This window comes from Pseudomonas sp. MWU13-2105, from assembly GCF_023242315.1.
Taxonomy (GTDB): Bacteria; Pseudomonadota; Gammaproteobacteria; order Pseudomonadales; family Pseudomonadaceae; genus Aquipseudomonas.
On the sequence record NZ_JALLIY010000020.1, the window covers coordinates 73,476 to 95,028 of the forward strand.

The following is a 21,553-nucleotide window of genomic DNA, read 5'->3' on the forward strand; positions in this document are numbered from 1 at the left end:
TTATACGCACCACCACACAGCGGGTCGTTAGCTCAGTTGGTAGAGCAGTTGGCTTTTAACCAATTGGTCGTAGGTTCGAATCCCACACGACCCACCATATTTGTTGTAGAAGAAAATCCGGAAAGCCCACGAGAGTGAGGATTTCCGGATTTTTTTTGCCCGAAAAATGGCACGTTGAGCGGTTCTCAAGTCGTAAAGGGCGCACGCTTACCTGCTGGCATGCAGTCGTCTGGCACGAACGTAAGTTTTGAACGGGCGTGATCTCAATATGGGACGGTCGGCTTGGAGGGGCGAGGCTAGAGAGTTTGTCAATCGGTGGTTTGTCTGCCTTCTGGCGACAGAATCAGGATAGAACTGAACCTTGTACAAGCATTGCATTGAGCGGCAGAGTACTGAATCAGCTCGGTGTCGAAGACTAGCTTAGGGATTTTCCTACCCCGTTCCCCATCTTCCCTACCCTGAAATAGGGATGCTCCGATGGCGCGATCGCGCGCATGCGGCGATATTTTTTCATGCCCGTCATGTTCCACCGCTTGCCGGTTCGATAGACAAGAGCGCTGCGGAACATTCAGCGAGGGCTTGTCGCTACCTGAAAAGGAGCTCGATCGTGCTGAAAAAAGTCTTCGTGGCGGACCTGAGCGTTGGCATGTATATCCAGGAGCTGTGCGGTCCCTGGATCGATCATCCGTTCTGGAAAAGGAGCTTTCTGCTTGAGGATGAGCCGACCCTGGCGAAAGTCCGCGACTCCTCCATTACCCATGTATGGATTGACCCTGCCAAGGGAATCGACACGCCGCTGGTAGCGCAGGATGAGCCCCTTTGCGAAGGGCCTGCTGTTACTCCTGTTGTACCAATAGTATCGGTCCTCCCGCGCGCGCCCAAGCCCGAGCGCGCCCGGGTAGCGATGAGCGACGAGCTGCTGCGGGCCGCGAATGTCTGTTCCAGGTCCAAGGCCGCGGTCATGGAGATGTTTGGCGATCTGCGCATGGGCAGGGTCATCCAGATGGATCACATGGCCGATATGGTGCGCGAGATCTCCGACTCATTGATGCGCCATCCGGACGCCTTGATCAATCTGGCCCGACTCAAGTCCGCCGACGAATACACCTACATGCATTCGGTGGCGGTCTGTGGCTTGATGATCGGCCTGGCCCGCCAGTTGGGCCTGCCGCCGCCGCTGGTACAGGATGCCGGGCTCGCCGGCCTGCTCCACGACATCGGCAAGATGGCCGTACCGGAGGCCATCCTCAACAAGCCATCGGCGTTGACTGACAGCGAGTTCGAGACGATCTGTTCACACCCTGAGGCCGGGACACATTTGCTTGACGGCCGTCACTTCAGCTTACGGGTGCTGGACGTTTGCCTGCATCACCACGAGAAAATCGACGGTAGCGGTTACCCCCACAAGCTGCGTGGCACCCAGATCAGCCTGTTCGCGCGGATGGCCGCGGTCTGCGATGTCTACGACGCGATTACCTCGGATCGTCCCTACCGCCGTCACTGGGGGGCGGCGGAGTCGATTCATCGCATGGCTTTGTGGGAGGGGCACTTCGATCAGAAGGTGCTCTATGCCTTTGTCAGATGCGTCGGGATCTATCCGGTGGGAGCGCTGGTGCGCCTGCGCAGCGAGCGCCTGGCCATCGTCATGGAGCAGAACGCCGGCTCCTTGCTGATCCCCATGGTCAAGGTTTTCTACTCGATATCGCGCGATATGCCGGTGGCCCAGGAGCTGGTGGATCTGGCCAGCGGGCAGGACGCGATCGTCGGCCTGGAGTTGGAAAAAAACTGGGGCTTCAACAATCTCGAGGTGCTTTGGACGGATGGCGTTTGTAGGGATTTTCCTAATCACCGTCCCGCAAATCCTAGTTGCAAATAGGGATGCTCCGATAGTTGCGTTGATGTCGTTGAGCCACTCTTTCTCCAGACCGACGGAAATACCAGAACACTGCTGTTGCCTGCTGCATGGCCGCTGTCCTGGTTTTTCTGACCCGCCCTGATCTGGAGAGACGAAGGTGAAAGGACAGACGCTATCTTCCCCTGTGAATCTGACTCTGCTACCCGTGGTCTTGAGCGGTGCGCTCGGTTGCCTGGCGATCCTGCTCGGCATGGGCCTGAACGGTCTGGCCATGGGCAGCTGTGCCGCCGTGCTGTTGGGCTCGCTGTTGATGGGCTCTGTTGCCTTGCGTGCCCTGAACGCCGGGCAACGCCAGCAGGAACAGGCACTTGAGCAGTTGCGCAGGCCAGTGGCGGCGTCGCCGGATGAGGGCTTGGGCGAAGTCTGCACCCAGGTTCTGCCTATCTGGTGTCGCCAGATCGACGCGGCCCGCAGCCTCAGTGAAGAGTCGATTCTCAAGCTCAGCAATCGTTTCGCCACCTTATCGGGCGATATCAGTGCTTCGGCTTCCAGCGACGCCGGGCAGACTTCCGGGGCCAGGTTGGTGGAGATCCTCGAGATCGGTCAGCGCGACCTGGACGCGATCATGCTCGCGCTGCGCAGCGCCCTCCTGCGCAAAGAGTCGGAGCTCAAGGAAGTCTTGATGCTGTCCGACTTCACCTCGCAGTTGCAGGAGATGGCCAAGTTTGTCGGTGACATCGCCCGCCAGACCAATCTGCTGGCGCTCAACGCGGCCATCGAAGCGGCCCGTGCCGGTGACGCCGGTCGCGGTTTCGCGGTGGTGGCGGACGAAGTTCGCAAGCTGTCCAGCCTGTCCGGCGAAACCGGTCTGAAAATCAGTGAAACGGTCAACACCGTCAATGCCGCGATCGCCAGGACCGTCGAGTTGTCCCGGCATCAGGCACAGCAGGACTCGCAAACCCTGGCCCACTCCGAGCAGTTGGTATCCCAGGTCATTGAGCATTTTCGGCACAACGCCCAGGCCATCGTCGACACCAGCAGCACCCTGCAGCAGCAGAGCGAAAACGTCGCGAGCGAGATCGCCGGCGTGCTGGTGGCCCTGCAGTTCCAGGACCGGGTCAGCCAGATGCTCAGCCTGGTCAACAATGACCTCGGCAAGTTGCGTGATCAACTGAGCGAACGTGAACAACTCAGCCAGGCCGGCGCTACGCCGCCACCGATTGCCGCCCATGATTGGCTCGAGCAACTGGCCAGTACCTACACCATGCCAGAGCAACACGCGATTCATCACGGCAAGTCCCTGGCTGGCAGTGCTTCATCCGACATCACCTTTTTCTAGGGAGTATCCCCCATGAACAAAACCATTCTGATCGTCGATGACTCCGCGTCCATTCGCCAGGTGGTCAGCATCACCCTCAAGGGCGCCGGTTACGACGTGATCGAGGGCTGCGACGGCAGGGATGCCTTGAGCAAGCTCGACGGTCGCAAGATCCACCTGATCGTCAGCGACTTGAATATGCCGAACATGGACGGCCTCAGCTTCGTCAAGGCTGCCAAGCAACTGCCGGCCTACAAATTCACGCCAGTGATCATGCTCACCACCGAGGCATCGGAGTCGATGAAACAGCAGGGCCAGGCCATCGGCGCGAAGGCCTGGATGGTCAAGCCATTCCAGCCGGCCCAGATGCTCAGTGCCGTATCCAGATTGATCATGCCGTAGCCGTCTAGGACGTCCTGGAAAGGAGATTGTCATGCCACATACCATGCCCTGCCTGCGTCGGATCCTGGTCCTCGAGGGACCGCTGACCATCTACACCGCGACCGAGCGCCGGGACCTGTTGCTGGAACTGTTTCCCCTGGCGCAAGAGGTGGAGATGGACCTGGGCAGTGTCGACGAATTGGACACCGCCGGCCTGCAATTGCTGGTGCTGGCCAAGCAGGAGTCGATCCGCCAGGGCCGCACCCTGATCCTGAGCAATCACAGCGCCGCGGTACTCCAGGCCTTCGACTTGAGTGGGTTGCACCACTATTTCGATGAGCCGGCCGCCGTCCATGCGCAGAGAGGGTGAGGCCATGACTTCGCCGATGAACCTGGACGATGTGCTGCAGACTTTTATCGCCGAAAGCCAGGAGTTGCTGTTGCTGATGGAGGACGCGCTGCTGCAGATCGAGCAGGTCCCCGATGACGTCGACACGATCAACGCGTTGTTTCGTGTGGCCCACACCATCAAGGGCTCCGCCGGCCTGTTCGGCCTGACCCCGATCGTCGCCTTCACCCATGTGGCGGAAAGCGTGCTGGACCGGGTCCGCGGTAACGAGCTGCGGGTGGACGAGGCACTCAGTGCGTTGTTCCTGCAGGTTCGCGACCACTTGGGTGAACTGATCGACCTGCTGGCCCGCCATGGCGATCTGCAAGGTCTGAGCGCTGATCATGAGCGCCAGGGCAGCACCCTGGTTGCCCGGCTCAATCGTTATCTGGAACCGCCGTCGGTGTCCGAACCAGAGGCGCCTGTAGCCACGGTGGCGAGCGATTCGGCGGGCGGGCTGCGTCATTGGCACCTGTCGCTGCGTTTCGGCAGCGATGTGCTACGCAACGGCATGGACCCCTTGTCCTTTCTGCGCTACCTCAAGAGCTTCGGGCAGATCACCGGGGTCGTCTGCATGACCGACAGCTTGCCCGAGGTCGCGGCCATGGACCCTGAAAGCTGCTACCTGGGGTTCGAGTTGGGTTTTGTCAGTGAGGCCGATCAGGCGACCATCGAAGGCGCCTTCGACTTCGTTCGCGAAGACAGCCAGATCTGCGTGTTGCCGCCCGAGCGCCAGATCGCGGACTTCCAGGCGCTGATCGGGCGCCTGGGCAGCGACCCGGAGGTTTTGCTGGCGGCGTTCATCGCCTGTGGCTCGTTGACCCGGGAGGACTGGCGGCAGGCAACCCAAGCGCCGGAGCCGGCTGCCGAGGCGGCACTGGATCAAGTGTTGTCTCAAAGTGACGGAGTGTCCCGCACCAAGTCCCCCAGGGAGGCCCGTCCGGTCGAGGGCAACCTGATTCGCGTCGATGCCGGCAAGCTCGATCAGCTGATCAACCTGGTGGGCGAACTGATCATTGCCGGTGCCGGAGCCAACCTGGTGGCGGTGCGTAGCGGTATCGGCGAGATGATCGAAGCCGCCAGTTCCCTGTCGCGCCTGGTCGAGGAGGTGCGCGACAGCGCCCTGACCCTGCGCATGGTGCAGATCGGTGCGACCTTCAACCGCTTCCAGCGGGTGGTCCGCGATGTCTCCAAGGAGCTGGGCAAAGACATTCTCCTGGAGGTCAACGGTGCGGAAACCGAACTGGACAAAACGGTGGTCGAGCGCATTGGCGACCCCTTGACCCATCTGGTGCGCAACGCCATGGATCATGGCATCGAAGCCGTGCAAGTGCGCCGCGAACGGGGCAAGCCGGCGCAGGGCCGCGTTCGCCTCAACGCCTATCACGAGGCCAGCAGCATTGTCATCGAAGTCTCCGACGACGGCGGTGGCCTGAACAAGCAACGGATCCTGGCCAAGGCCCGCGAGCGCGGGTTGCTGGCCGAAGGGCAGGTGCTGGCGGACAAGGACATTCTCAACCTGATCTTCGAGCCGGGTTTCTCCACCGCCGAGCAAGTCAGCAGCCTCTCCGGACGCGGCGTGGGCATGGATGTGGTGAAGAGGAACATCGTTGCCCTGCGCGGTAGCGTCAACCTGGAAAGCGAGGAGGGCGTCGGCACCACGGTGCGCATCCGCCTGCCACTGACCCTGGCGATCATCGATGGCTTTCTCATCGGCGTCGGCAAGGCCTCTTATGTGGTGCCCCTGGACATGGTCGAGGAGTGCATCGAGCTGATGGCCGACGATCACAACAATCAAGACTATCTGGACCTCCGCGGCTCGGTGCTGCCGGTCCTGCGGCTACGGGAGATGTTTGCCATCGACGAGCCGAACCATGGCCGTGAAAACATTGTGGTGGTGCATTACGCCGGCGTTCGGGTGGGGCTGGTGGTTGATCAGTTGCTGGGCGAGTTCCAGACCGTGATCAAGCCATTGGGCAAGTTGTTCGGCACGGCCCATGGATTGGGTGGTTTCACCATTTTGGGGAGCGGCGCGGTGGCGCTGATCCTGGATATTCCCAACCTACTCGGGCAAGTCGCCAGCCAGCAGAAACACGGCACGACCCTCAGCCCCGAACTGACTCAATAGTCTTCACCCTGGAGTGCAGCCTCATGACTGTCAAAAAGAATATCTCGCTGTTGGTCGCGTCCGCCCTGCTGGGCATCCTGATCCTGGGGGCCGTCAGCCTCTACCTGATGGGCGGGGTCAGAACCATGGCCAGCTATGCCCAGGCCAATACCGTGCCCAGTATTGTCTTGCTGGACCAGGTAGCCGAGACCCTGGCCGATAGCCAGGCTCATCAGTGGCAGAACCTTTCCGCGCCGCTCGACGCTCGCTCGTCGCAGGCCGACAAGGCGCAGGTATCGGTGACCCAGGCGCTGGATCGCTATCAGAAGGAGTTGATTTCCGATGATCACGACATGGCGTTGCTCAATAGCCTGCGTAGTCGCCTCGATGGCTACAACCGTAGCCTGGAACGTTTCGACAGCCTGCTCAAAAATGGCGATCAAGCGGCGGCACGCAGCCTGTTGCTCGACAGCCAAGCGGCACTGGATAAAGTCACGACGGCCTTGAGCGATATGCGCCAGTACAACCTGGAACTGGGCGCCAAGGGAGTGCTGGCTGCGACCGGAACGGAGCAGACCGCGATTTACACGGTAGTCCTGGCGGGCGGTGTGAGCTTGCTGATCACACTCCTGTTGGGGTTTTTCCTGGCGCGCAAGCTGTTGCATTCCCTGGGTGGTGAGCCAGCTGAAGTCCACGTTCTGACCGAGCGCCTGCTGGCCGGCCAACTGGACGCCGTGACCAGCGGTAATGGCGCCATGAGATCGGGTCTGGTGGGCTCCATGCAGCAACTCGGCGCTACCCTGAACCAGTTGATCACGGAAATGAACCACATGTCCGCCGAGCACGATAAAGGCGATATCGAGGTGCAGATCGAGGCTGGCCGCTTCGCCGGAAGCTACGGACAGATGGCCCAAGGGATCAACACCATGGTCAACGGCCATATCAGCGTGAAGAAACAGGCCATGGCCTGCATCAAGTCGATCAGCGAGGGCGACCTGGGCGCGCCGCTCCAGGCCTTCCCCGGCAAGAAAGCCTTTATCAACGTCACCATCGAACATCTGCGCAGCACGATCATGACCTTGATCGAAGAGATGAACCGGATGTCGGACCAGCATGAGAAAGGCGACATCGATGTGCAGATCGATGCGCAGAAATTCCAGGGCTCGTACCGTCAGATCGCCCAGGGGATCAACGACATGGTCAACGGTCATATCAGCGTGAAGAAACAAGCCATGGCCTGTATCCGCGCGTTCGGCGAAGGCGACCTGGCGGCTCCCCTGGCGCGCTTCCCCGGCAAGAAAGCCTTTATCAACGACAACATCGAGCAACTGCGCAGCAATATCCAGGCCCTGGTCGAAGATACCCGTCGGCTGAGCGAGGATGCCGTGGTCGGCAAGCTCGATACCCGCGCCGACAGTACTCGCCACCAAGGTGACTTCCGCCGCATCGTCGAGGGAATCAACAGCACCCTGGACTCGATCGTCGCCCCGCTCAGCGAGGCGATGGAAGTCATGGCCGCGCTGTCCAGCGGCGACCTGACCCGCAACGTCAAGGGGCACTATCAGGGCAGCCTGCAAGACCTGAAAAACTCGGTCAACGAGACGGTGGGCAAGCTCTCGCAAATCATCGGTGAAGTGCGCAGTTCCGCCGATTCGCTGTCCAGTGCTTCGGAAGAAATTTCCGCCACCGCGCAAAGCATCAGCCAGTCGGCGTCTATGCAAGCGGCCTCGGTCGAGGAAACCTCGGCGTCGCTGGAGCAGATGTCGGCATCGATCGCCCAGAATACCGAGAACGCCAAGGTTACCGACGGCATGGCGGGCAAGGCCACCAAGGAAGCCAGCGAAGGTGGACAGGCAGTGAAAGACACCGTTTCGGCGATGAAAACCATTGCCGAGAAGATCGGTATCGTTGACTCGATTGCTTATCAGACCAACCTGCTGGCGCTCAACGCGGCGATCGAAGCGGCCCGTGCCGGCGAGCATGGCAAGGGCTTCGCGGTGGTCGCGGCCGAGGTGCGCAAACTGGCGGAACGGAGCCAGATCGCGGCCCAGGAGATCGGCCAGGTGGCCAAAAACAGCGTGGCCCTGGCCGAACGTGCCGGCAGCCTGCTGGATGAAATCGTGCCCTCGATCACCAAGACCTCCGACCTGGTCCAGGAAATCGCCGCCGCTTCCGAGGAGCAGTCGATCGGTTCCGAACAGATCAATGGGGCGATGTCGCAGATGAGCCAGATCACCCAGCAGAACGCTTCGGCCTCCGAGGAACTGGCGGCCACGGCCGAGGAAATGAGCAGCCAGGCCGAGCAGTTGCAGGAACTGATGGGCTTTTTCACCCTGCAGGGCGGGGCGGCGGTCACCCCCGCGCTGCGTGTGGCCCCTTCCAGCCAGCGGGGCATGCAGGACCGCGAGCATGCCCATGAGGGCGGTTTCATTCGCTTCGGGAGTTAAGTCATGAACACAGCCGCCGCCAGCGTCCTCGAATCGGAGGCGCAGAACCCGGGAGCGAGCGAGCCCGCGCAGTTCCTGACCTTCACCTCGGCCGGCGAGGCCTATGCCATCGATACCTTGTGCGTGCGCGAGATCATCGAGTACGGCCAGGTCACCCAGGTGCCGATGATGCCGGATTTTATCCGCGGGGTGATCAACCTGCGTGGTTCGGTGGTACCGGTGATCGATCTGCAGGCGCGTTTCAGCAGAGGCACCACGCAACAGGGCAGTCGCACCTGCATCGTGATCCTCGAGGTGTTCCAGGAGGGCGACGCGCAGGTGCTGGGCATCGTCGTCGACTCGGTCAGCGAGGTGATCGAGATCGACCTGGGGGATATCAAGCCGGCCCCGGTGATCGGCAACCGGATCCGCGGTGACTTTATCCGCGGCATGGTCAGGGTCCGGGGCGAGTTCCTGACCTTGCTGCAAGTCGACCAGGTGCTCTGCGTCAGCGAAATCGCCGGCCAACTGCACTGAGTGCTGTCGATCGGGCACCGGGCAAGCGGGTGCCTCTGTCCAATCTTGAGAAGGGAGCGGCCGTGAATGGCCGCTCCCCGGGAGTGAGCCATGTCTGAATCCATTTCGCCGCTGCGTTCGTCACGGGACGCGGTGCCGACCCAGTATCTGACGTTCAGCCTGGGTCAGGAAATGTTTGCCGTCGGCACCTTGAGTGTCCGGGAGATCGTCGAGTACGGCCCGATTACCGCGCTGCCGCTGGCGCCGCCGAGCATTCGCGGGGTGACCAACCTGCGTGGCGCGGCCATTCCGGTGCTGGACCTGGGGCTGCGTTTCGGCGGCAGCCTGACGCAGCAGAGTGCCCGCACCTGTATCGTCATGCTGGAAACCCGCGGGGCGGGCAGTTCCGGCCTGGTGGGCATCATTGTCGACGCGGTCAGCGAGGTGCTGGAGATCGCCCGGGAGCAGATCGAGCCCGCGCCGGCCCTCAATGGACGCCTGAGCCCGGCGTTCATATTGGGCATTGGCAAGCTCAATGGCGGCTTCGTCCTGTTGCTCGACATCGAGCAGATCCTCAGCGCTGACGATTGGTCGGCGTTGCAGACCCCAGGTGCGCTGACACAAGGACTGGCCTCATGAATGTGATTCTCTCAGACAATGAGTTCCAGCAGTTTCGCACGATGATCCGCGAGATCGCCGGCATCAGCATGTCCGACGCGAAGAAGCAGTTGATCAGCGGTCGCCTGGCCAAGCGCCTGCAGTATTTCAAGCTGACCAACTATGGCAGTTACTATCGCTTGCTGACCAAGGACAAGGCCGAACTGCAGATGGCCGTGGACCTGTTGACCACCAACGAAACCTATTTCTTCCGTGAGCCCAGGCACTTCGAATTCCTCAAGGAGGTCATTCTCCCCGAATTGCGGGGGCATGCCCCGGTACGCATCTGGAGCGGTGCCTGCTCTACCGGCGAGGAGCCCTACACCCTGGCCATGGTCCTGGCCGACAGCCTGGGTTCGCGACCGTGGGAGATTCTCGCCTCGGATATCAGCACGCGTGTCCTCGACAAGGCCCGCACCGGGCGTTATCCGCTGGATGCCACCAAGGGCATCCCCGAAGCGCTGCTGAACAAGTACTGCCTCAAGGGCGTCGGTAGCAATTCCGGCATTTTCATGGTCGATCCGGCGCTGGCCTCGCGTATCGATTTCACCGCGCTGAACCTGAACACCCCGATTCCCGCGGTGGGGCAGTTCGACGTTATTTTCCTGCGCAACGTAATGATCTATTTCGACAACCAGACCAAGTCCCAGGTGGTGCAGCGCTTGCTCAAGCACCTCAAGCCTGGTGGTTATTTTGTCATCAGTCATTCGGAGAGCCTGAATGGAATTACCGATGATGTGCAGTTGGTCAAACCCTCCGTCTACCGCAAGCCCGCCGCGTGAAGCGCCCGAGGTGGTAGAGCACTTCCTGCAGCCCGGCGAAGTGGTGTTCGGTGGTCGGCAGCTGCGCCTGCGCACCTTGTTGGGCTCCTGCGTAGCCCTGGTACTGTGGCATCCACAGCGGTTGCTGGGGGGGATGTGTCATTACATGCTGCCTTCGCGTCATGGCCGCAATCCGGGCGACCTCAACGGTCGTTACGCGAGCGACGCGCTGGCACTGCTGTTCACTTTCATTCGCCAGGCTGAAGCGCGGCCCGAACAGTTCGTCGTCAGCGTCTTTGGCGGTGGCGACATGTTTCCCGGTGCCCGGCGCCATGGCGGAGTCGGCATCGGCGAGCTGAATGTGAATGCCGCCCGGCGTTTGATCAAGGCCCATGGCCTGCGCTGCGAGGTGTATCACGTGGGCGGTCGGGGTTATCGCAACCTGGTGTTCGATGTCGCCAGCGGTTGTCTGCAACTCAACCATACCGACTCGGCGCCAGGTCAGGTCGAGCCCCCGAGGAGTCATGGCAGATGACGGATATCAAGGTATTGATTGTCGACGACTCGGCGGTGGTGCGTCAGGTCCTGGGCGCGACCCTGGGCCAGGCCGGCGGGATCGAGGTCATCGGTGTCGCGGCCGACCCGGTCTTCGCCATGGAAAAGATGAGCAAGCAATGGCCCGATGTGATCGTGCTGGATGTGGAGATGCCGCGGATGGACGGCATCACCTTCCTGAAAAAACTCATGGCCGAACGACCGACCCCGGTGGTGATCTGCTCGACCCTGACCGAGAAGGGCGCCAAGACCACCTTGCTGGCACTGGCGGCGGGGGCGGTGAGTATCGTCAGCAAACCGCAGTCCAACCTGCGTCAGTTCCTGACCGAGAGTGCCGATGAGCTGATACACGCGGTCAAGGCCGCGGCCAAGGCCAATATCAAGCGGATCCTGGGTAGCCAGGGGGGGGCTGAAGTTGCGCCCCGGCTCACTGCCGACGCTATCCTGCCGCCAGGCAGCACGGCCATGCTCCGCACCACCGAAAGCATTGTTGCCATGGGCACTTCAACCGGTGGCACGCAGGCGCTGGAGCAGGTGCTCCGGGCGCTGCCACGGGTTTGCCCGGGGATTGTCATCGTCCAGCACATGCCGGAAAAATTCACCGCGGCTTTTGCCGAACGCCTCAACCAGGTCTGCGAGATCGAAGTCCGCGAGGCCAGGCACGGCGACCGGGTAATGCCGGGACGTGCATTGATCGCGCCGGGGGGCAGCCATATGCTGCTCAAGCGCAGTGGTGCGCAGTATCAGGTGGATATCGTCGACGGCCCGCCTGTCAGCCGGCACCGGCCTTCGGTCGATGTGTTGTTCCGCTCGGTTGCGCGTGGCGCCGGCAGCAACGCCCTGGGCATCATCATGACCGGGATGGGCGATGACGGCGCCCGCGGGTTGAAGGAGATGCGCGAGGCCGGGGCCAGGACCCTCGGTCAGGATGAGGCATCTTGTGTGGTCTACGGCATGCCGCGGGAGGCGTTCAAGCTGGGGGCGGTCGAGCGCGAGTTGCCGCTGGAGCAGATCGCCGGGGCGATCCTCGGCATCTGCGGACACCCGCGCTGAGGGCCCCGGAGCCGTCTCAGACCAGTCCCTGGCTGAGGGCGTAGCGCACCAGGTCGGTGCTGGTGGTGAAGCACATCTTTTCCATCAACCGGGTCTTGTGGGTGCTCACGGTCTTGTTGCTGATCACCAGTTGTTCGGCAATCTGATTGACGCTCAGGCCCTGTGCGAGCATGCGCAGGATCTGGAATTCCCGTGCCGAAAGCGCTTGCGACGGACTTTCGGGAGACAGGCCGCTGCTTTGCAGGGCGATCTGTTCGGCCAGTTCCGGATCCAGGTAGCGGCCACCGCCGCCGACCTTGCGGATGGCGGCCAGCAAGGTCTCCGGATCGTGGTCCTTGGTCATGTAGCCCGACGCTCCGGCGCGTAATGCGCGCTGGGCGATATGGGCTTCGTTGTGCATGCTCAGGATCAGTATCGGCAGCTTGGGGTAGTGGGCGTGGATGCGACCGATCAGATCCTCGCCGCTGCTACCGGGCATGGTCATGTCGAGCAGCAAGATGTCGATCTCGGTGTGGCGCAGCAGGTCGAGGACCTGGGCGCCGTTCTCCGCTTCGGCGACCACGCAGAAGTCCTTGACCAGGGCGAACAGCTGCTTGAGGCCTTCGCGCATTATTCGGTGGTCATCGGCCACCATCAATCGGATCATGAGTCGGAGCTCCTTGGGGCGGGGACCTTCAGCTGTACGGTGGTGCCGCCACCGACTTTGCTGGAAATATGGGTGGTGCCACCCAGGGTCAGGCCGCGCTCGCGCATGCCCAGCAGGCCGAGGGTTTTGCCGGATAATCCACGTTGCTCGAAACCCTTGCCGTTGTCGCTGATTTCCAGCGACCAGCCAACGGCGGTTTTTTCCAGGCTCACCCTGACGCGGCTGGCTTCGGCGTGACGGGCGATATTGGTCAGCGATTCCTGGGCGATCCGAAAGGCCGCGGTGGCGGCGGCATCCTCCAGTTGTACCGGTTGTCGGGGGATCTGCAAATCGCAGGCGATGCCCCATTGTTGTCTGAACGTGTCGGTCAGCCACTCCAGGGCAGCCACCAGTCCCATGTTGAGGATCGACGGGCGCAGGCTGGTGGAAATGTTCCTCACCACCTGGACGGTCTGGTCGATCAGTTGCAGCAGGCGCGTGACCTGCTCACTGAGTTGCGGCACTTGTTCGCCATACTGAAAGCGCAGCAACGAAGTGCCCATGCGGATCGCCGTCAGGTGCTGCCCCAGTTCGTCATGAATTTCCTGGGCGATCAGTTTGCGCTCCTCTTCCCGGGCACTTTCGCGGCTGGACATCAATTGTCGCAGCTGATTGTTCAGCGTCGCCAGGCGTCGCTCGGCCATTCGCAGTTTGGAAATGTCACGGACCACCGCCAGCACGGTACTGATGCGTCCCTGGACATCCTGTTCCGGAACCAGGCTGATGTGGTAGACCCGTTGCATGCGTTGGCGGCCTCCGAGCACATACTCGTGTTCCAGCGGCTGGCCGGTTTCCACCGCTTCGATCAGTGCGTCCTGGAACAGTTGGCTTTGCAGGTTGCGTGGCAGTATTTGCAGTAGGCGTTTGTGCAGCAACCTGGCCTGGGGGCGGTCCAGCCAGCGTTCCAGCGCCGGGTTGATAAACAGCAGCTTGCCGGATGGGCTCAGGCGAGCGATACCATCTGGGGAGTTCTCCACCAGGGTGCCGATTTCCTGCTGGCGGGCGCGTTCGTTACGCTGGATTTCCCGCAGGTCGGTGATGTTCCGGGCGATGCACACCATTCGATGCAGGCGGCCGTTGGTGTCGGCGACCGGCACCAGGTTGAAATGGATGAAGTACGAGCGCTCGCCACAGGGTAGGTGGGCATCCAGCTCGATAGGGGCGCCGACCGCGATGCAGTGTTGGCAGATGGCCTCGACCACCTGCGCGGCATCGCTCGGCAGCCATTGCTCCAGGGGCTGTCCGATCAGATCGGCATGCTGCCTGGCGAGCATCTGGCAGAGTATCGGATTGGCCTCCAGGCAACTGAGCCGCTGGTCGACATCGATGGCCAGCAGGCAAAGCATGTCCTGGGTGTGATCGAAGACTTCGCGGTAACGGCGTTCGCTTTGCGCCAGGCTGTCCAGGGCCGCGCAACGTTCCCAGGCGATGGAACCTATGTGGCTGGCCATTTGCGCATACTTGCGGTCCTGGTCATGGAGGGGTTGTTCACCGTAGATGAACAGCACGATGACCCCAAGCGTCCGGCCGCTGCTATTGACCACCGGCTCCAGCCAGCCGCTGCGATAGCCGGCTTGCCGGGCGGGTGCGCTGAAGCTCAGGTGCGCGGCATCGCTCTGCAGGTCGTCGATCAACCGGCGTTGCTCGAAGAATCCTGGAAAGCGGTTCAGGTCCGCGGCCAGGCAGGCCTGGATCGACAGCGGGTCATCGGAGGGCGCGGGCTGATTGTCGCTGCCGGGCTCGGTCTTGAAGACGATGGCATGACGAAACTCGGGTGTCAGTACCTCCAGGTAGGTGCTCAACAGCGGCAACACGGTCTGCAGGGCGCCGTCGGTGACCATCACCTGGAAAATCGCCGAGCGTGCGTTCTCCGCGCGTTCCTGTTGTCGCAGCGAGCTGACATTCTGGGCCATGACCAGGACCCCGGAGATATCCGCGTTGTCATCGTGCTCCACCGTCAGGCTGCACATGAACGCAACGGCGCGCCCGGAGTAGGGATCCTTACTTTCCAGTAACTGGGTGGCGGCAGTGCCGGTGGACAGGGTGTGTTGCAACTGCGCGCGGAAATCCTCGTCGATCGGTTGTGCGTGGGGGACCTGGGAGGATGTGCGCTCGATGCTGGGGACGTCGGGAAAGCCCCGGATGCGTTCGAACTCGGGGTTGGCGTAGATGCGCTGCCCGAGGCGGTTGTAGCGCAGGATGATATTCGGCGAGTTCTGTGCGAGGGAACGGTACTTCTGTTCGTTGCTCAGCAGGGCCTGGCGCAAGGCCAGATGCTCGCTGATGTCCTCGAACTGCGACACGTAGTAAAGGGCTTCGCCTTTCTGGTTGCGTGCCACGCCGACGCTCAAGCGCACCCACAGCACGCTGCCGTCCTTGCGCAGGTAACGTTTCTCCAGGGTCAGGCTGGAGCGCTGTCCTTGGACTAATCTGGGTAATTCGTCGCGACCGGCGTGGAGGTCGTCGGGGTGGGTCAGTTGCTGGAACGAGGTGCCGCGCAGCTCTTCTTCGGTGTAGCCGAGCATCCGGCAGAGCATCTGGTTCGCGGCAATCCATTCGCCGCTCAGGCGCAGCAAGGCCAGGCCGGTGCCGGCGGAGTCGAAGGCCAGGCGATAGTCTTGCTCGGCGGGACCAGGCAGCGGCGCATCGGTTTCCCCAGCGCCTTGGGTGGGAGTGACCTCTGCTGTAACGGCTGAATCCATTCGCCTTCTCCCGGCTGTTTTGCCTGGAGCATAGCGCAAGCGCCCGGCAGTATGAACATCTGTTCGGTCTGGGCCATGAGCGCGCCGATCAGCGTCGGATCCAGGTCGGTAAACAGGCCGATTGCGTGATGATCCGTCTGCCGACGAAAGGACGGTTGGTCGCTTAGACAAACGTCTAAGGTATGAACAGAGTGATATCAATATGATGCTATGTTACTGATCCCACATCATCGAACATCTTGATGAAAGCCGCCCCGCTTTGGAGGATCAACCCGCGCAAAAGGATCTGCTGTGATTTTGCCGGTACCGACAGCGCCCGTTCCGCCTGGACACTGGCCATGGGAGTGACGAATTTATGTTTTCCAAAGTAAACGCCGAAAGTGAAATCGTCATCATCGATGATGTGCCACTCAACCTGCGGCTGTTGGAGTCGTGCTTGCGGGCGTCCGGACTCAATAATGTCAGAACCTTCTCCGACTCCGCCGAGGGGCTGGCCTGGCTGCAGTCCAATTCTTGGGACTTGTTACTGCTGGACTTGTATATGCCGGCGCCCGACGGTTTCGAGATTCTCGAGCGGCTCAAGCAGCGCAGCCGGATCGACTCGCCGATCATCATCGTGACCGCCCTGAATGATCCGCAGAATCGTCGCAAAGGCCTGGAGCAGGGCGCCAACGATTTCATCTGCAAACCCATCGATCTGCCGGAAGTGCTGCTGCGAGTGCGCGGCTGCCTGGAACTGGCCCAGACCACGCGGTTACTGCGCGATGCCAATGCCGAACTGGAGCGCAAGGTCGAACGGCGTACCGCCCAGTTGGAGGCGGGCTACCAGGCGATCATCAAGAGCCTGAGCCGGGCGGCCAGTTACCGAGACCACGATACGGGCAGTCATATCCGGCGCATCGGCGACTCCGCGGCCATGCTGGCCAAGGCGGTCGGTATGCCCAGGCAATGGTGCGAACTGATCCGCATGGCGGCGCCGATGCACGATGTCGGGGAAATCGGCATAGACGACGCGATATTGCAAAAGCCCGGGGCGCTGACCGCGCAGGAACGGGAAGTCATGCAGGAACATCCGCGTATCGGCTATGAAATACTGCATGACAACAATGGCTCGCCTGTCACCGACCTGGCGGCGGAGATTGCCCTGGCCCATCACGAACGATGGGATGGCAGCGGCTACCCGAACCGCCTGCAAGGCGAGGCGATCCCTTTGTCGGGCCGGATCGTGGCGATCTGTGATGTCTATGATGCCCTGCGGATGCCGCGTCCCTACAAGCAGGCCTGGAGCGTCGAGCGTTCAAGGGAATATCTCTGCGAACAGGCCGGCCGGCATTTTGACCCGCAGCTCGTGGATATTTTCTGTGGCTTGCTGGATGAAGTCGAGCAACTGGAGGTGGCGGTCAAACCCGCTCAGTGCGGGGACAGCGAGCCGGTCTTGAATCGTGGTCGTTCGTAGGAGAACCGCCCAGGCGGACTCTTGATAGGTTCGTTCGTCTGTTTCCGGGCTCGCTTCCCCGGTGTGCTCTAAAGAAAACAAGGCCAACGCCGACAGTTGAAAGGAGAAAACCTTCATCTTCGGTCAGCTACCCGAAACGGACGAGCGCTGCACGCCTTCACTGCGCAGACAGAGAGGCATCATAATGATAAGAACGCTCCTGGATACGCTGCGGACCCTGCTGTCCGTTCCCCATGACAACCCCAGGCTGCTGCAGGCTCAGTACGTTGCCTTGTCTCGGCAATTGCCGCTGATGTACCTGATCCTGCTGCTCAACATGTGGGCGTTGGCCATCACCCACCTGCCCACCGCGCCTTTCTGGCTGACATTGGTCATCCCGCTGCTCATGACGGTGATTTGTGTGTTGCGCGCTCGCATATGGTTGCGTAGCGCCCGGCGCTTGCCGGCCGACGCGCAGATCCTGGCCTCACTGCGGCGAACCAATCAGTTGGTCCCTTTTATCGCCGGTGCGTTCACCTCCTGGTCCCTGGCCCTGTATCCCTATGGCGACTCTTACTCACAGTCTCAGGTCGCCTTTTTCATGGGGATTACGGTGATCGTCTGCATCTTTTGCATGATGCACCTGCGACCTGCCGCCTTGACCACCACGCTGGTGGTCAACGTTGCATTCGTGATTTTTTTCGCTTCTACCCACAACCCGGCCTTTATCGCCACGGCGGTGAATGTCCTGCTGGTGTCGCTGGCCATGTTGATTGTCCTGCAACATCACTACCGTGATTTCACCCGCCTGGTGAATGTGCAGGCGCAGACCGAGCAACTGAGTAACGAGAACCTGCGGCTGGCCAATCAGGACAGCCTGACCGGGTTGCCCAACCGACGACAGTTCTTCACGACCCTGGAGCGCGCCATGAGCCAGGCGATCGCCCGGGAAAAGCGCCTGGCGGTAGGGATCCTCGATCTTGATGGGTTCAAGCCGGTGAACGATCTCTACGGCCACAGCGTCGGTGACAAGATTCTGGTCATGGTCGGTCGGCGCTTGCTGCAATTGGCCGGTGCCACGGTGCATGTGGCGCGGCTGGGGGGGGATGAGTTCGCCCTGGTGCTCGAGGACGATCTCAGCGACGAGGAGTTGCAGGCGTTCGGCAAGATCCTGTGCGAGCAGTTGCACGTGGAGTTTTTGCTGGTCGATGTACCGATCCAGATCGGCGCCACCCTGGGCATCGCCACCTTTCCCCAGGGCGCCACCAGTGCCATACAGCTATTCGAATACGCGGACTATGCGCTTTACCAAGGCAAGCGCCATAACCCGGGGTCGATGTGCCTGTTTTCCGCCAGCCATCGCGAGCAGTTGCATCACGATGCCATTACCGAGCAGGCGTTGCGCAGGGCCGTGCTGGACAAGGAGTTTTTCGTGCTGTTCCAACCGATTCTCGAAAGCTGCAGTCGCGAGACCGTCGCCTTCGAGGCATTGGCCCGCTGGAACAGCCCGGAGCTGGGGCTGGTTTCCCCGGCGCGGTTTATCCCGATTGCCGAACGTATCGGCCTGATCAATCGCCTTACGCTGCCATTGCTCAGGCAAGCGCTGGACATGGCGCGGGCCTGGCCGGAGGGGATTCGGCTTTCCTTCAATCTGTCGGTCCACGACTGTGGCTCCCACGACAGCGTGCAGTCGATCATCGACGTGATCAACGCCAGCGGTTTCAACCCTGCCTATCTGGACCTGGAAATCACCGAAACCGTGGTCATGCAGGACATCCCCCAGGTGCAGTGGGCGATCGGGCAGTTTCGCACGCTGGGCTGCGGTATCTCGCTGGACGATTTCGGCACGGGCTATTCAAGTCTGAGTCAGTTGCATGCCCTGGCCCTGACCAAACTGAAGATCGATCGTCGCTTCGTCACCGATATTCATGTCAATCCCGCGAGCTACAAGATCGTCAAGTCGCTGGTGGCCTTGAGCCTGGACATGGAGTTGGAGTGTGTGATCGAGGGGGTTGAGACGGAGGACGAACTCAAGGCCCTGCGTAGCCTGGGGTGTACGCAGGTACAGGGCTTCTTTTTCAGTCGTCCCGTGGCTTTCGCCGACACCCTGGCCTGGCTGGCGCAGGCTGAGGCGCGGCGCGGGCAATGGGACGCCGAGCAGATGTTGAATTCAGCCTGAGCCGATCCGCTCCCCCGGGAGGGGGGTCAGGGTTGGTCGACGGATCTTTCGATGGCCGCCGAGCCGGCTATCCGCGCCGCGAGGCGGGCTTTGGCGGCTTGTTGGGCGCTGACAATCGCCTTGGCATCCTGACGCTCGAGAAAGCGTGCCATCGACTCGTCGCGCTGGGCTTGCGCGCGCGCGATCACCCGGTTGCTACCGCCTTCGGCGAGTGCCGTGACGGGGACGCTCAACAAGGTGAAGCTCAAGAACACAATGAAAAGTTTCATGATCAGCGCAACCAGATCTCGCTCACCGAATGGTCTGCCGCCTTGCGCAGCACCAGGTCGGCGCGCTCGCGGGTCGGCAGGATGTTTTCCAGCAGATTGACCCTATTGATATCCCGCCAGATCTGGCGCGCGGCTTCGGGCGCCTCTTCGGGCGTCAGGTCGGCCAGTTTGCGGAAGTAGGCACCGCGGGCGCGGAACGAGGTTTTCTGCAGCATGAGAAAGCGTGCCACGTACCACTGTTCGATGTCCTGTTCATCGGCATCCAGGTACACCGAAAAATCGAAGAAGTCGGAGACGATGGTGGAGGGCTTCTGCCCGTCGACACCATCGGTCTGCAGTACGTTGAGGCCTTCGAAGATCAGGATGTCCGGCTGGTCGATCACCTGGTACTGGTCGGGCACGATGTCGTAGCTGACATGGGAGTAGATCGGCGCCTCGATATTGTGTTCGCCGGCTTTCACCGCGGCGAGGAACTTGACCATGTGCTTGCGATCGTAGCTCTCCGGAAAGCCCTTGCGGTGCATGATGCCGTCGGCCACCAGCTTGCTGTTGGGGTAGAGGAAGCCGTCGGTGGTGACCAGGGCGACATTGGGGTGATCCGGCCAGCGCGCCATGACCGCCTGCAGCACGCGGGCAAAGGTGCTCTTGCCGACGGCGACGCTGCCGGCGATGGCAATGATGTACGGCCCGCGGTGGGTCGGGCGCCCGAGGAAGGTATCGCGGATGCCGGTCAGCTGGCGGGCGGCGCCGATGTGCAGGTTGATCAGCCGCGACAGGGGCAGGTAGACGTTGGCGACATCTTCCAGGGATACGTCTTCGTTCACGCCGCGCAACGCCGACAGGTCTTCTTCCGAGAGGGTCAACGGCGTGCTGGCACGCAGTTCCGCCCACTCGTTGCGGGTCATTACGAGGTACTCATCGGATCTCATCGGTTGCCATCCAGGCCTCTTCAATGGGCGGATTATCCAACGCTTTGCCCCCACTTGTCCGAAGATCAGAATAATCTTTTGAATTCATTGGATATTCTGTAGCCTTGCGGCGCTGCAAAGCAGTCCATGCCTGATGGATTCACTTTCCCGGTCCGTACGTTGCACCTAATATCCCGTCTCGGAAAGGGGCGGGGGCCGGGGTATACTCGACTTTCGCGCTCTCGCGCCTGCAGGTCTTGCGAACATGACGCAGATTTCCGAACGCCTTCTGGTTCAAGCCCACCTTGACGCCAAGCAACCCAAACCCCTGAGTGCCGCTGAAGAGGCGCGGCTGCGTGCCGATATCGCCGCGGAGCTCAAGGCCCAGGATGCGGTGCTGGTGGCCCACTTCTATTGCGATCCGGTGATCCAGGCGCTGGCCGAGGAAACCGGTGGCTGTGTCTCCGACTCCCTGGAAATGGCCCGCTTCGGTGCCGCCCATCCGGCCAAGACCGTGCTGGTGGCCGGGGTGCGTTTCATGGGCGAGACCGCGAAGATCCTTACCCCGGAAAAACGTATCCTGATGCCGACCCTGGAAGCGACCTGTTCGCTGGACCTGGGCTGCCCGGTGGATGAGTTTTCCGCGTTCTGCGACCAGCATCCCGAACGCACGGTGGTGGTGTATGCCAACACCTCGGCGGCGGTGAAGGCGCGGGCCGACTGGGTGGTGACCTCAAGTTGCGCGCTGGAGATCGTCGAAAGCCTGATGGACAACGGCGAAACCATCATCTGGGCCCCGGACAAGCACCTGGGGCGTTATATCCAGAAGGAAACCGGTGCCGATATGTTGCTCTGGGACGGTGCCTGCATTGTCCACGAAGAGTTCAAGTCCAAGCAGTTGGAGGACATGAAGGCGCTGTATCCCGAGGCGGCGATCCTGGTGCACCCCGAGTCGCCGGAGTCGGTGATCGAGCTGGCCGACGCGGTGGGTTCCACCAGCCAGTTGATCGCGGCGGCGCAGCGGCTGCCGAACAAGACCTTTATCGTGGCCACTGATCGCGGCATTTTCTACAAGATGCAGCAGTTGTGCCCGGACAAGGTCTTCATCGAGGCGCCGACCGCCGGTAACGGCGCGGCGTGTCGCAGTTGCGCGCACTGCCCGTGGATGGCCATGAATACCCTGGAGCGCACCTTGCAGTGCCTGCGCGAGGGCCGCAACGAGATCTTCGTCGACCCGGCGGTGATTCCCCGCGCGGTTCGCCCGCTCAAGCGCATGCTGGATTTCACCCAGGCGGCGCGGATGAAACTGGCGGGGAATGCCTGACGGGTATTTATTGGCAGGCGCCGGTCTGCGAGAG

The 21,553-nt window shown here is 61.6% G+C and carries 16 protein-coding genes, 1 tRNA gene and 3 pseudogenes; 16 read left to right on the forward strand and 4 right to left on the reverse strand.

Features of this window, described 5'->3' with window-relative positions; all coding sequences use genetic code 11:
• Positions 1-21: 21 nt before the first annotated feature.
• The 13 genes and pseudogenes from M5B96_RS26050 (at position 22) to M5B96_RS26105 (ending at position 12,017) form a co-directional block, all read left to right on the forward strand.
• A tRNA-Lys gene (locus M5B96_RS26050) sits at positions 22-97 on the forward strand.
• A gap of 510 nt (positions 98-607) precedes the next feature.
• Positions 608-1,876: an HD-GYP domain-containing protein gene (locus tag M5B96_RS26055; protein ID WP_248799853.1), complete on the forward strand. Its 1,269-nt coding sequence runs from the start codon at positions 608-610 to the stop codon at positions 1,874-1,876.
• A 715-nt stretch (positions 1,877-2,591) separates the two neighbouring features.
• Positions 2,592-3,194, forward strand: a pseudogene (locus M5B96_RS32840) (methyl-accepting chemotaxis protein); the annotation flags it as partial.
• 12 nt (positions 3,195-3,206) lie between these two features.
• A complete protein-coding gene (locus tag M5B96_RS26065) occupies positions 3,207-3,575 on the forward strand; it encodes a response regulator (RefSeq protein ID WP_248799854.1) in 369 nt (122 codons plus the stop codon).
• A gap of 31 nt (positions 3,576-3,606) precedes the next feature.
• The gene (locus tag M5B96_RS26070) at positions 3,607-3,924 is read left to right on the forward strand and encodes a lipid asymmetry maintenance protein MlaB (protein WP_248799855.1); all 318 of its coding nucleotides are present in this window, start codon (positions 3,607-3,609) and stop codon (positions 3,922-3,924) included.
• A gap of 4 nt (positions 3,925-3,928) precedes the next feature.
• A complete protein-coding gene (locus tag M5B96_RS26075; RefSeq protein WP_248799856.1) occupies positions 3,929-6,070 on the forward strand; it encodes a chemotaxis protein CheA in 2,142 nt (713 codons plus the stop codon).
• A gap of 23 nt (positions 6,071-6,093) precedes the next feature.
• Positions 6,094-7,110 (forward strand): annotated as a pseudogene (locus M5B96_RS32845) (MCP four helix bundle domain-containing protein); the annotation flags it as partial.
• A gap of 24 nt (positions 7,111-7,134) precedes the next feature.
• Positions 7,135-8,496: pseudogene (locus M5B96_RS32850) on the forward strand (methyl-accepting chemotaxis protein); the annotation flags it as partial.
• A gap of 3 nt (positions 8,497-8,499) precedes the next feature.
• A complete protein-coding gene (locus M5B96_RS26085; RefSeq protein WP_248799858.1) occupies positions 8,500-9,012 on the forward strand; it encodes a chemotaxis protein CheW in 513 nt (170 codons plus the stop codon).
• Between the two features lie 90 nt (positions 9,013-9,102).
• Positions 9,103-9,630 (forward strand): chemotaxis protein CheW, encoded by a 528-nt coding sequence (locus M5B96_RS26090; protein WP_248799859.1) that lies wholly within the window; start codon positions 9,103-9,105, stop codon positions 9,628-9,630.
• A complete protein-coding gene (locus tag M5B96_RS26095; RefSeq protein ID WP_248799860.1) occupies positions 9,627-10,430 on the forward strand; it encodes a CheR family methyltransferase in 804 nt (267 codons plus the stop codon). The genes M5B96_RS26090 and M5B96_RS26095 overlap by 4 nt, the downstream gene beginning before the upstream one ends.
• Before the next feature lie 10 nt (positions 10,431-10,440).
• Positions 10,441-10,944, forward strand: coding sequence for a chemotaxis protein CheD (locus tag M5B96_RS26100; RefSeq protein WP_248799861.1), 504 nt, complete (start codon positions 10,441-10,443; stop codon positions 10,942-10,944).
• The gene (locus tag M5B96_RS26105; RefSeq protein WP_248799862.1) at positions 10,941-12,017 is read left to right on the forward strand and encodes a protein-glutamate methylesterase/protein-glutamine glutaminase; all 1,077 of its coding nucleotides are present in this window, start codon (positions 10,941-10,943) and stop codon (positions 12,015-12,017) included. The genes M5B96_RS26100 and M5B96_RS26105 overlap by 4 nt, the downstream gene beginning before the upstream one ends.
• A gap of 16 nt (positions 12,018-12,033) precedes the next feature.
• Here the strand turns inward: M5B96_RS26105 and M5B96_RS26110 are convergent, their stop codons facing one another.
• Together M5B96_RS26110 and M5B96_RS26115 are read right to left on the reverse strand one after the other, a co-directional pair.
• Positions 12,034-12,663, reverse strand: coding sequence for a response regulator (locus M5B96_RS26110; protein ID WP_248799863.1), 630 nt, complete (start codon positions 12,661-12,663; stop codon positions 12,034-12,036).
• On the reverse strand, positions 12,660-15,404 hold the full coding sequence (locus M5B96_RS26115) for a PAS domain S-box protein (protein ID WP_248799864.1): 2,745 nt from the start codon (positions 15,402-15,404) through the stop codon (positions 12,660-12,662). The genes M5B96_RS26110 and M5B96_RS26115 overlap by 4 nt, the downstream gene beginning before the upstream one ends.
• A 355-nt stretch (positions 15,405-15,759) precedes the next feature.
• Between M5B96_RS26115 and M5B96_RS26120 the strand changes: the two genes are divergently transcribed.
• Positions 15,760-16,860 carry an HD-GYP domain-containing protein gene (locus tag M5B96_RS26120; protein WP_248799865.1) on the forward strand — a complete coding sequence of 367 codons (1,101 nt, stop codon included), beginning with the start codon at positions 15,760-15,762 and terminating at the stop codon, positions 16,858-16,860.
• Between the two features lie 184 nt (positions 16,861-17,044).
• Positions 17,045-19,018 carry a putative bifunctional diguanylate cyclase/phosphodiesterase gene (locus M5B96_RS26125; RefSeq protein WP_248799866.1) on the forward strand — a complete coding sequence of 658 codons (1,974 nt, stop codon included), beginning with the start codon at positions 17,045-17,047 and terminating at the stop codon, positions 19,016-19,018.
• A 26-nt stretch (positions 19,019-19,044) separates the two neighbouring features.
• Here the strand turns inward: M5B96_RS26125 and M5B96_RS26130 are convergent, their stop codons facing one another.
• Positions 19,045-19,287 (reverse strand): co-regulatory protein PtrA N-terminal domain-containing protein, encoded by a 243-nt coding sequence (locus M5B96_RS26130; RefSeq protein ID WP_248799867.1) that lies wholly within the window; start codon positions 19,285-19,287, stop codon positions 19,045-19,047.
• A 2-nt stretch (positions 19,288-19,289) separates the two neighbouring features.
• The gene (coaA, locus tag M5B96_RS26135; protein WP_412548651.1) at positions 19,290-20,216 is read right to left on the reverse strand and encodes a type I pantothenate kinase; all 927 of its coding nucleotides are present in this window, start codon (positions 20,214-20,216) and stop codon (positions 19,290-19,292) included.
• A 244-nt stretch (positions 20,217-20,460) separates the two neighbouring features.
• On the opposite strand from coaA, the gene nadA reads away from it, so the two are divergent.
• Positions 20,461-21,519: a quinolinate synthase NadA gene (gene nadA, locus M5B96_RS26140; protein WP_248799870.1), complete on the forward strand. Its 1,059-nt coding sequence runs from the start codon at positions 20,461-20,463 to the stop codon at positions 21,517-21,519.
• The last annotated feature ends 34 nt before the right edge of the window (positions 21,520-21,553 follow it).

Bases quoted from the DNA above. Each gene is read 5' to 3' on its own strand.
- M5B96_RS26065 (WP_248799854.1), top strand. From the start codon at position 3,207: ATGAACAAAACCATTCTGATCGTCGATGACTCCGCGTCCATTCGCCAG.
- M5B96_RS26070 (WP_248799855.1), top strand. From the start codon at position 3,607: ATGCCACATACCATGCCCTGCCTGCGTCGGATCCTGGTCCTCGAGGGA.
- M5B96_RS26075 (WP_248799856.1), top strand. From the start codon at position 3,929: ATGACTTCGCCGATGAACCTGGACGATGTGCTGCAGACTTTTATCGCC.
- M5B96_RS26085 (WP_248799858.1), top strand. From the start codon at position 8,500: ATGAACACAGCCGCCGCCAGCGTCCTCGAATCGGAGGCGCAGAACCCG.
- M5B96_RS26090 (WP_248799859.1), top strand. From the start codon at position 9,103: ATGTCTGAATCCATTTCGCCGCTGCGTTCGTCACGGGACGCGGTGCCG.
- M5B96_RS26095 (WP_248799860.1), top strand. From the start codon at position 9,627: ATGAATGTGATTCTCTCAGACAATGAGTTCCAGCAGTTTCGCACGATG.
- M5B96_RS26105 (WP_248799862.1), top strand. From the start codon at position 10,941: ATGACGGATATCAAGGTATTGATTGTCGACGACTCGGCGGTGGTGCGT.
- M5B96_RS26110 (WP_248799863.1), bottom strand. From the start codon at position 12,663: ATGATCCGATTGATGGTGGCCGATGACCACCGAATAATGCGCGAAGGC.
- M5B96_RS26115 (WP_248799864.1), bottom strand. From the start codon at position 15,404: ATGGATTCAGCCGTTACAGCAGAGGTCACTCCCACCCAAGGCGCTGGG.
- M5B96_RS26120 (WP_248799865.1), top strand. From the start codon at position 15,760: ATGTTTTCCAAAGTAAACGCCGAAAGTGAAATCGTCATCATCGATGAT.
- M5B96_RS26125 (WP_248799866.1), top strand. From the start codon at position 17,045: ATGATAAGAACGCTCCTGGATACGCTGCGGACCCTGCTGTCCGTTCCC.
- M5B96_RS26130 (WP_248799867.1), bottom strand. From the start codon at position 19,287: ATGAAACTTTTCATTGTGTTCTTGAGCTTCACCTTGTTGAGCGTCCCC.
- coaA (WP_412548651.1), bottom strand. From the start codon at position 20,216: ATGAGATCCGATGAGTACCTCGTAATGACCCGCAACGAGTGGGCGGAA.
- nadA (WP_248799870.1), top strand. From the start codon at position 20,461: ATGACGCAGATTTCCGAACGCCTTCTGGTTCAAGCCCACCTTGACGCC.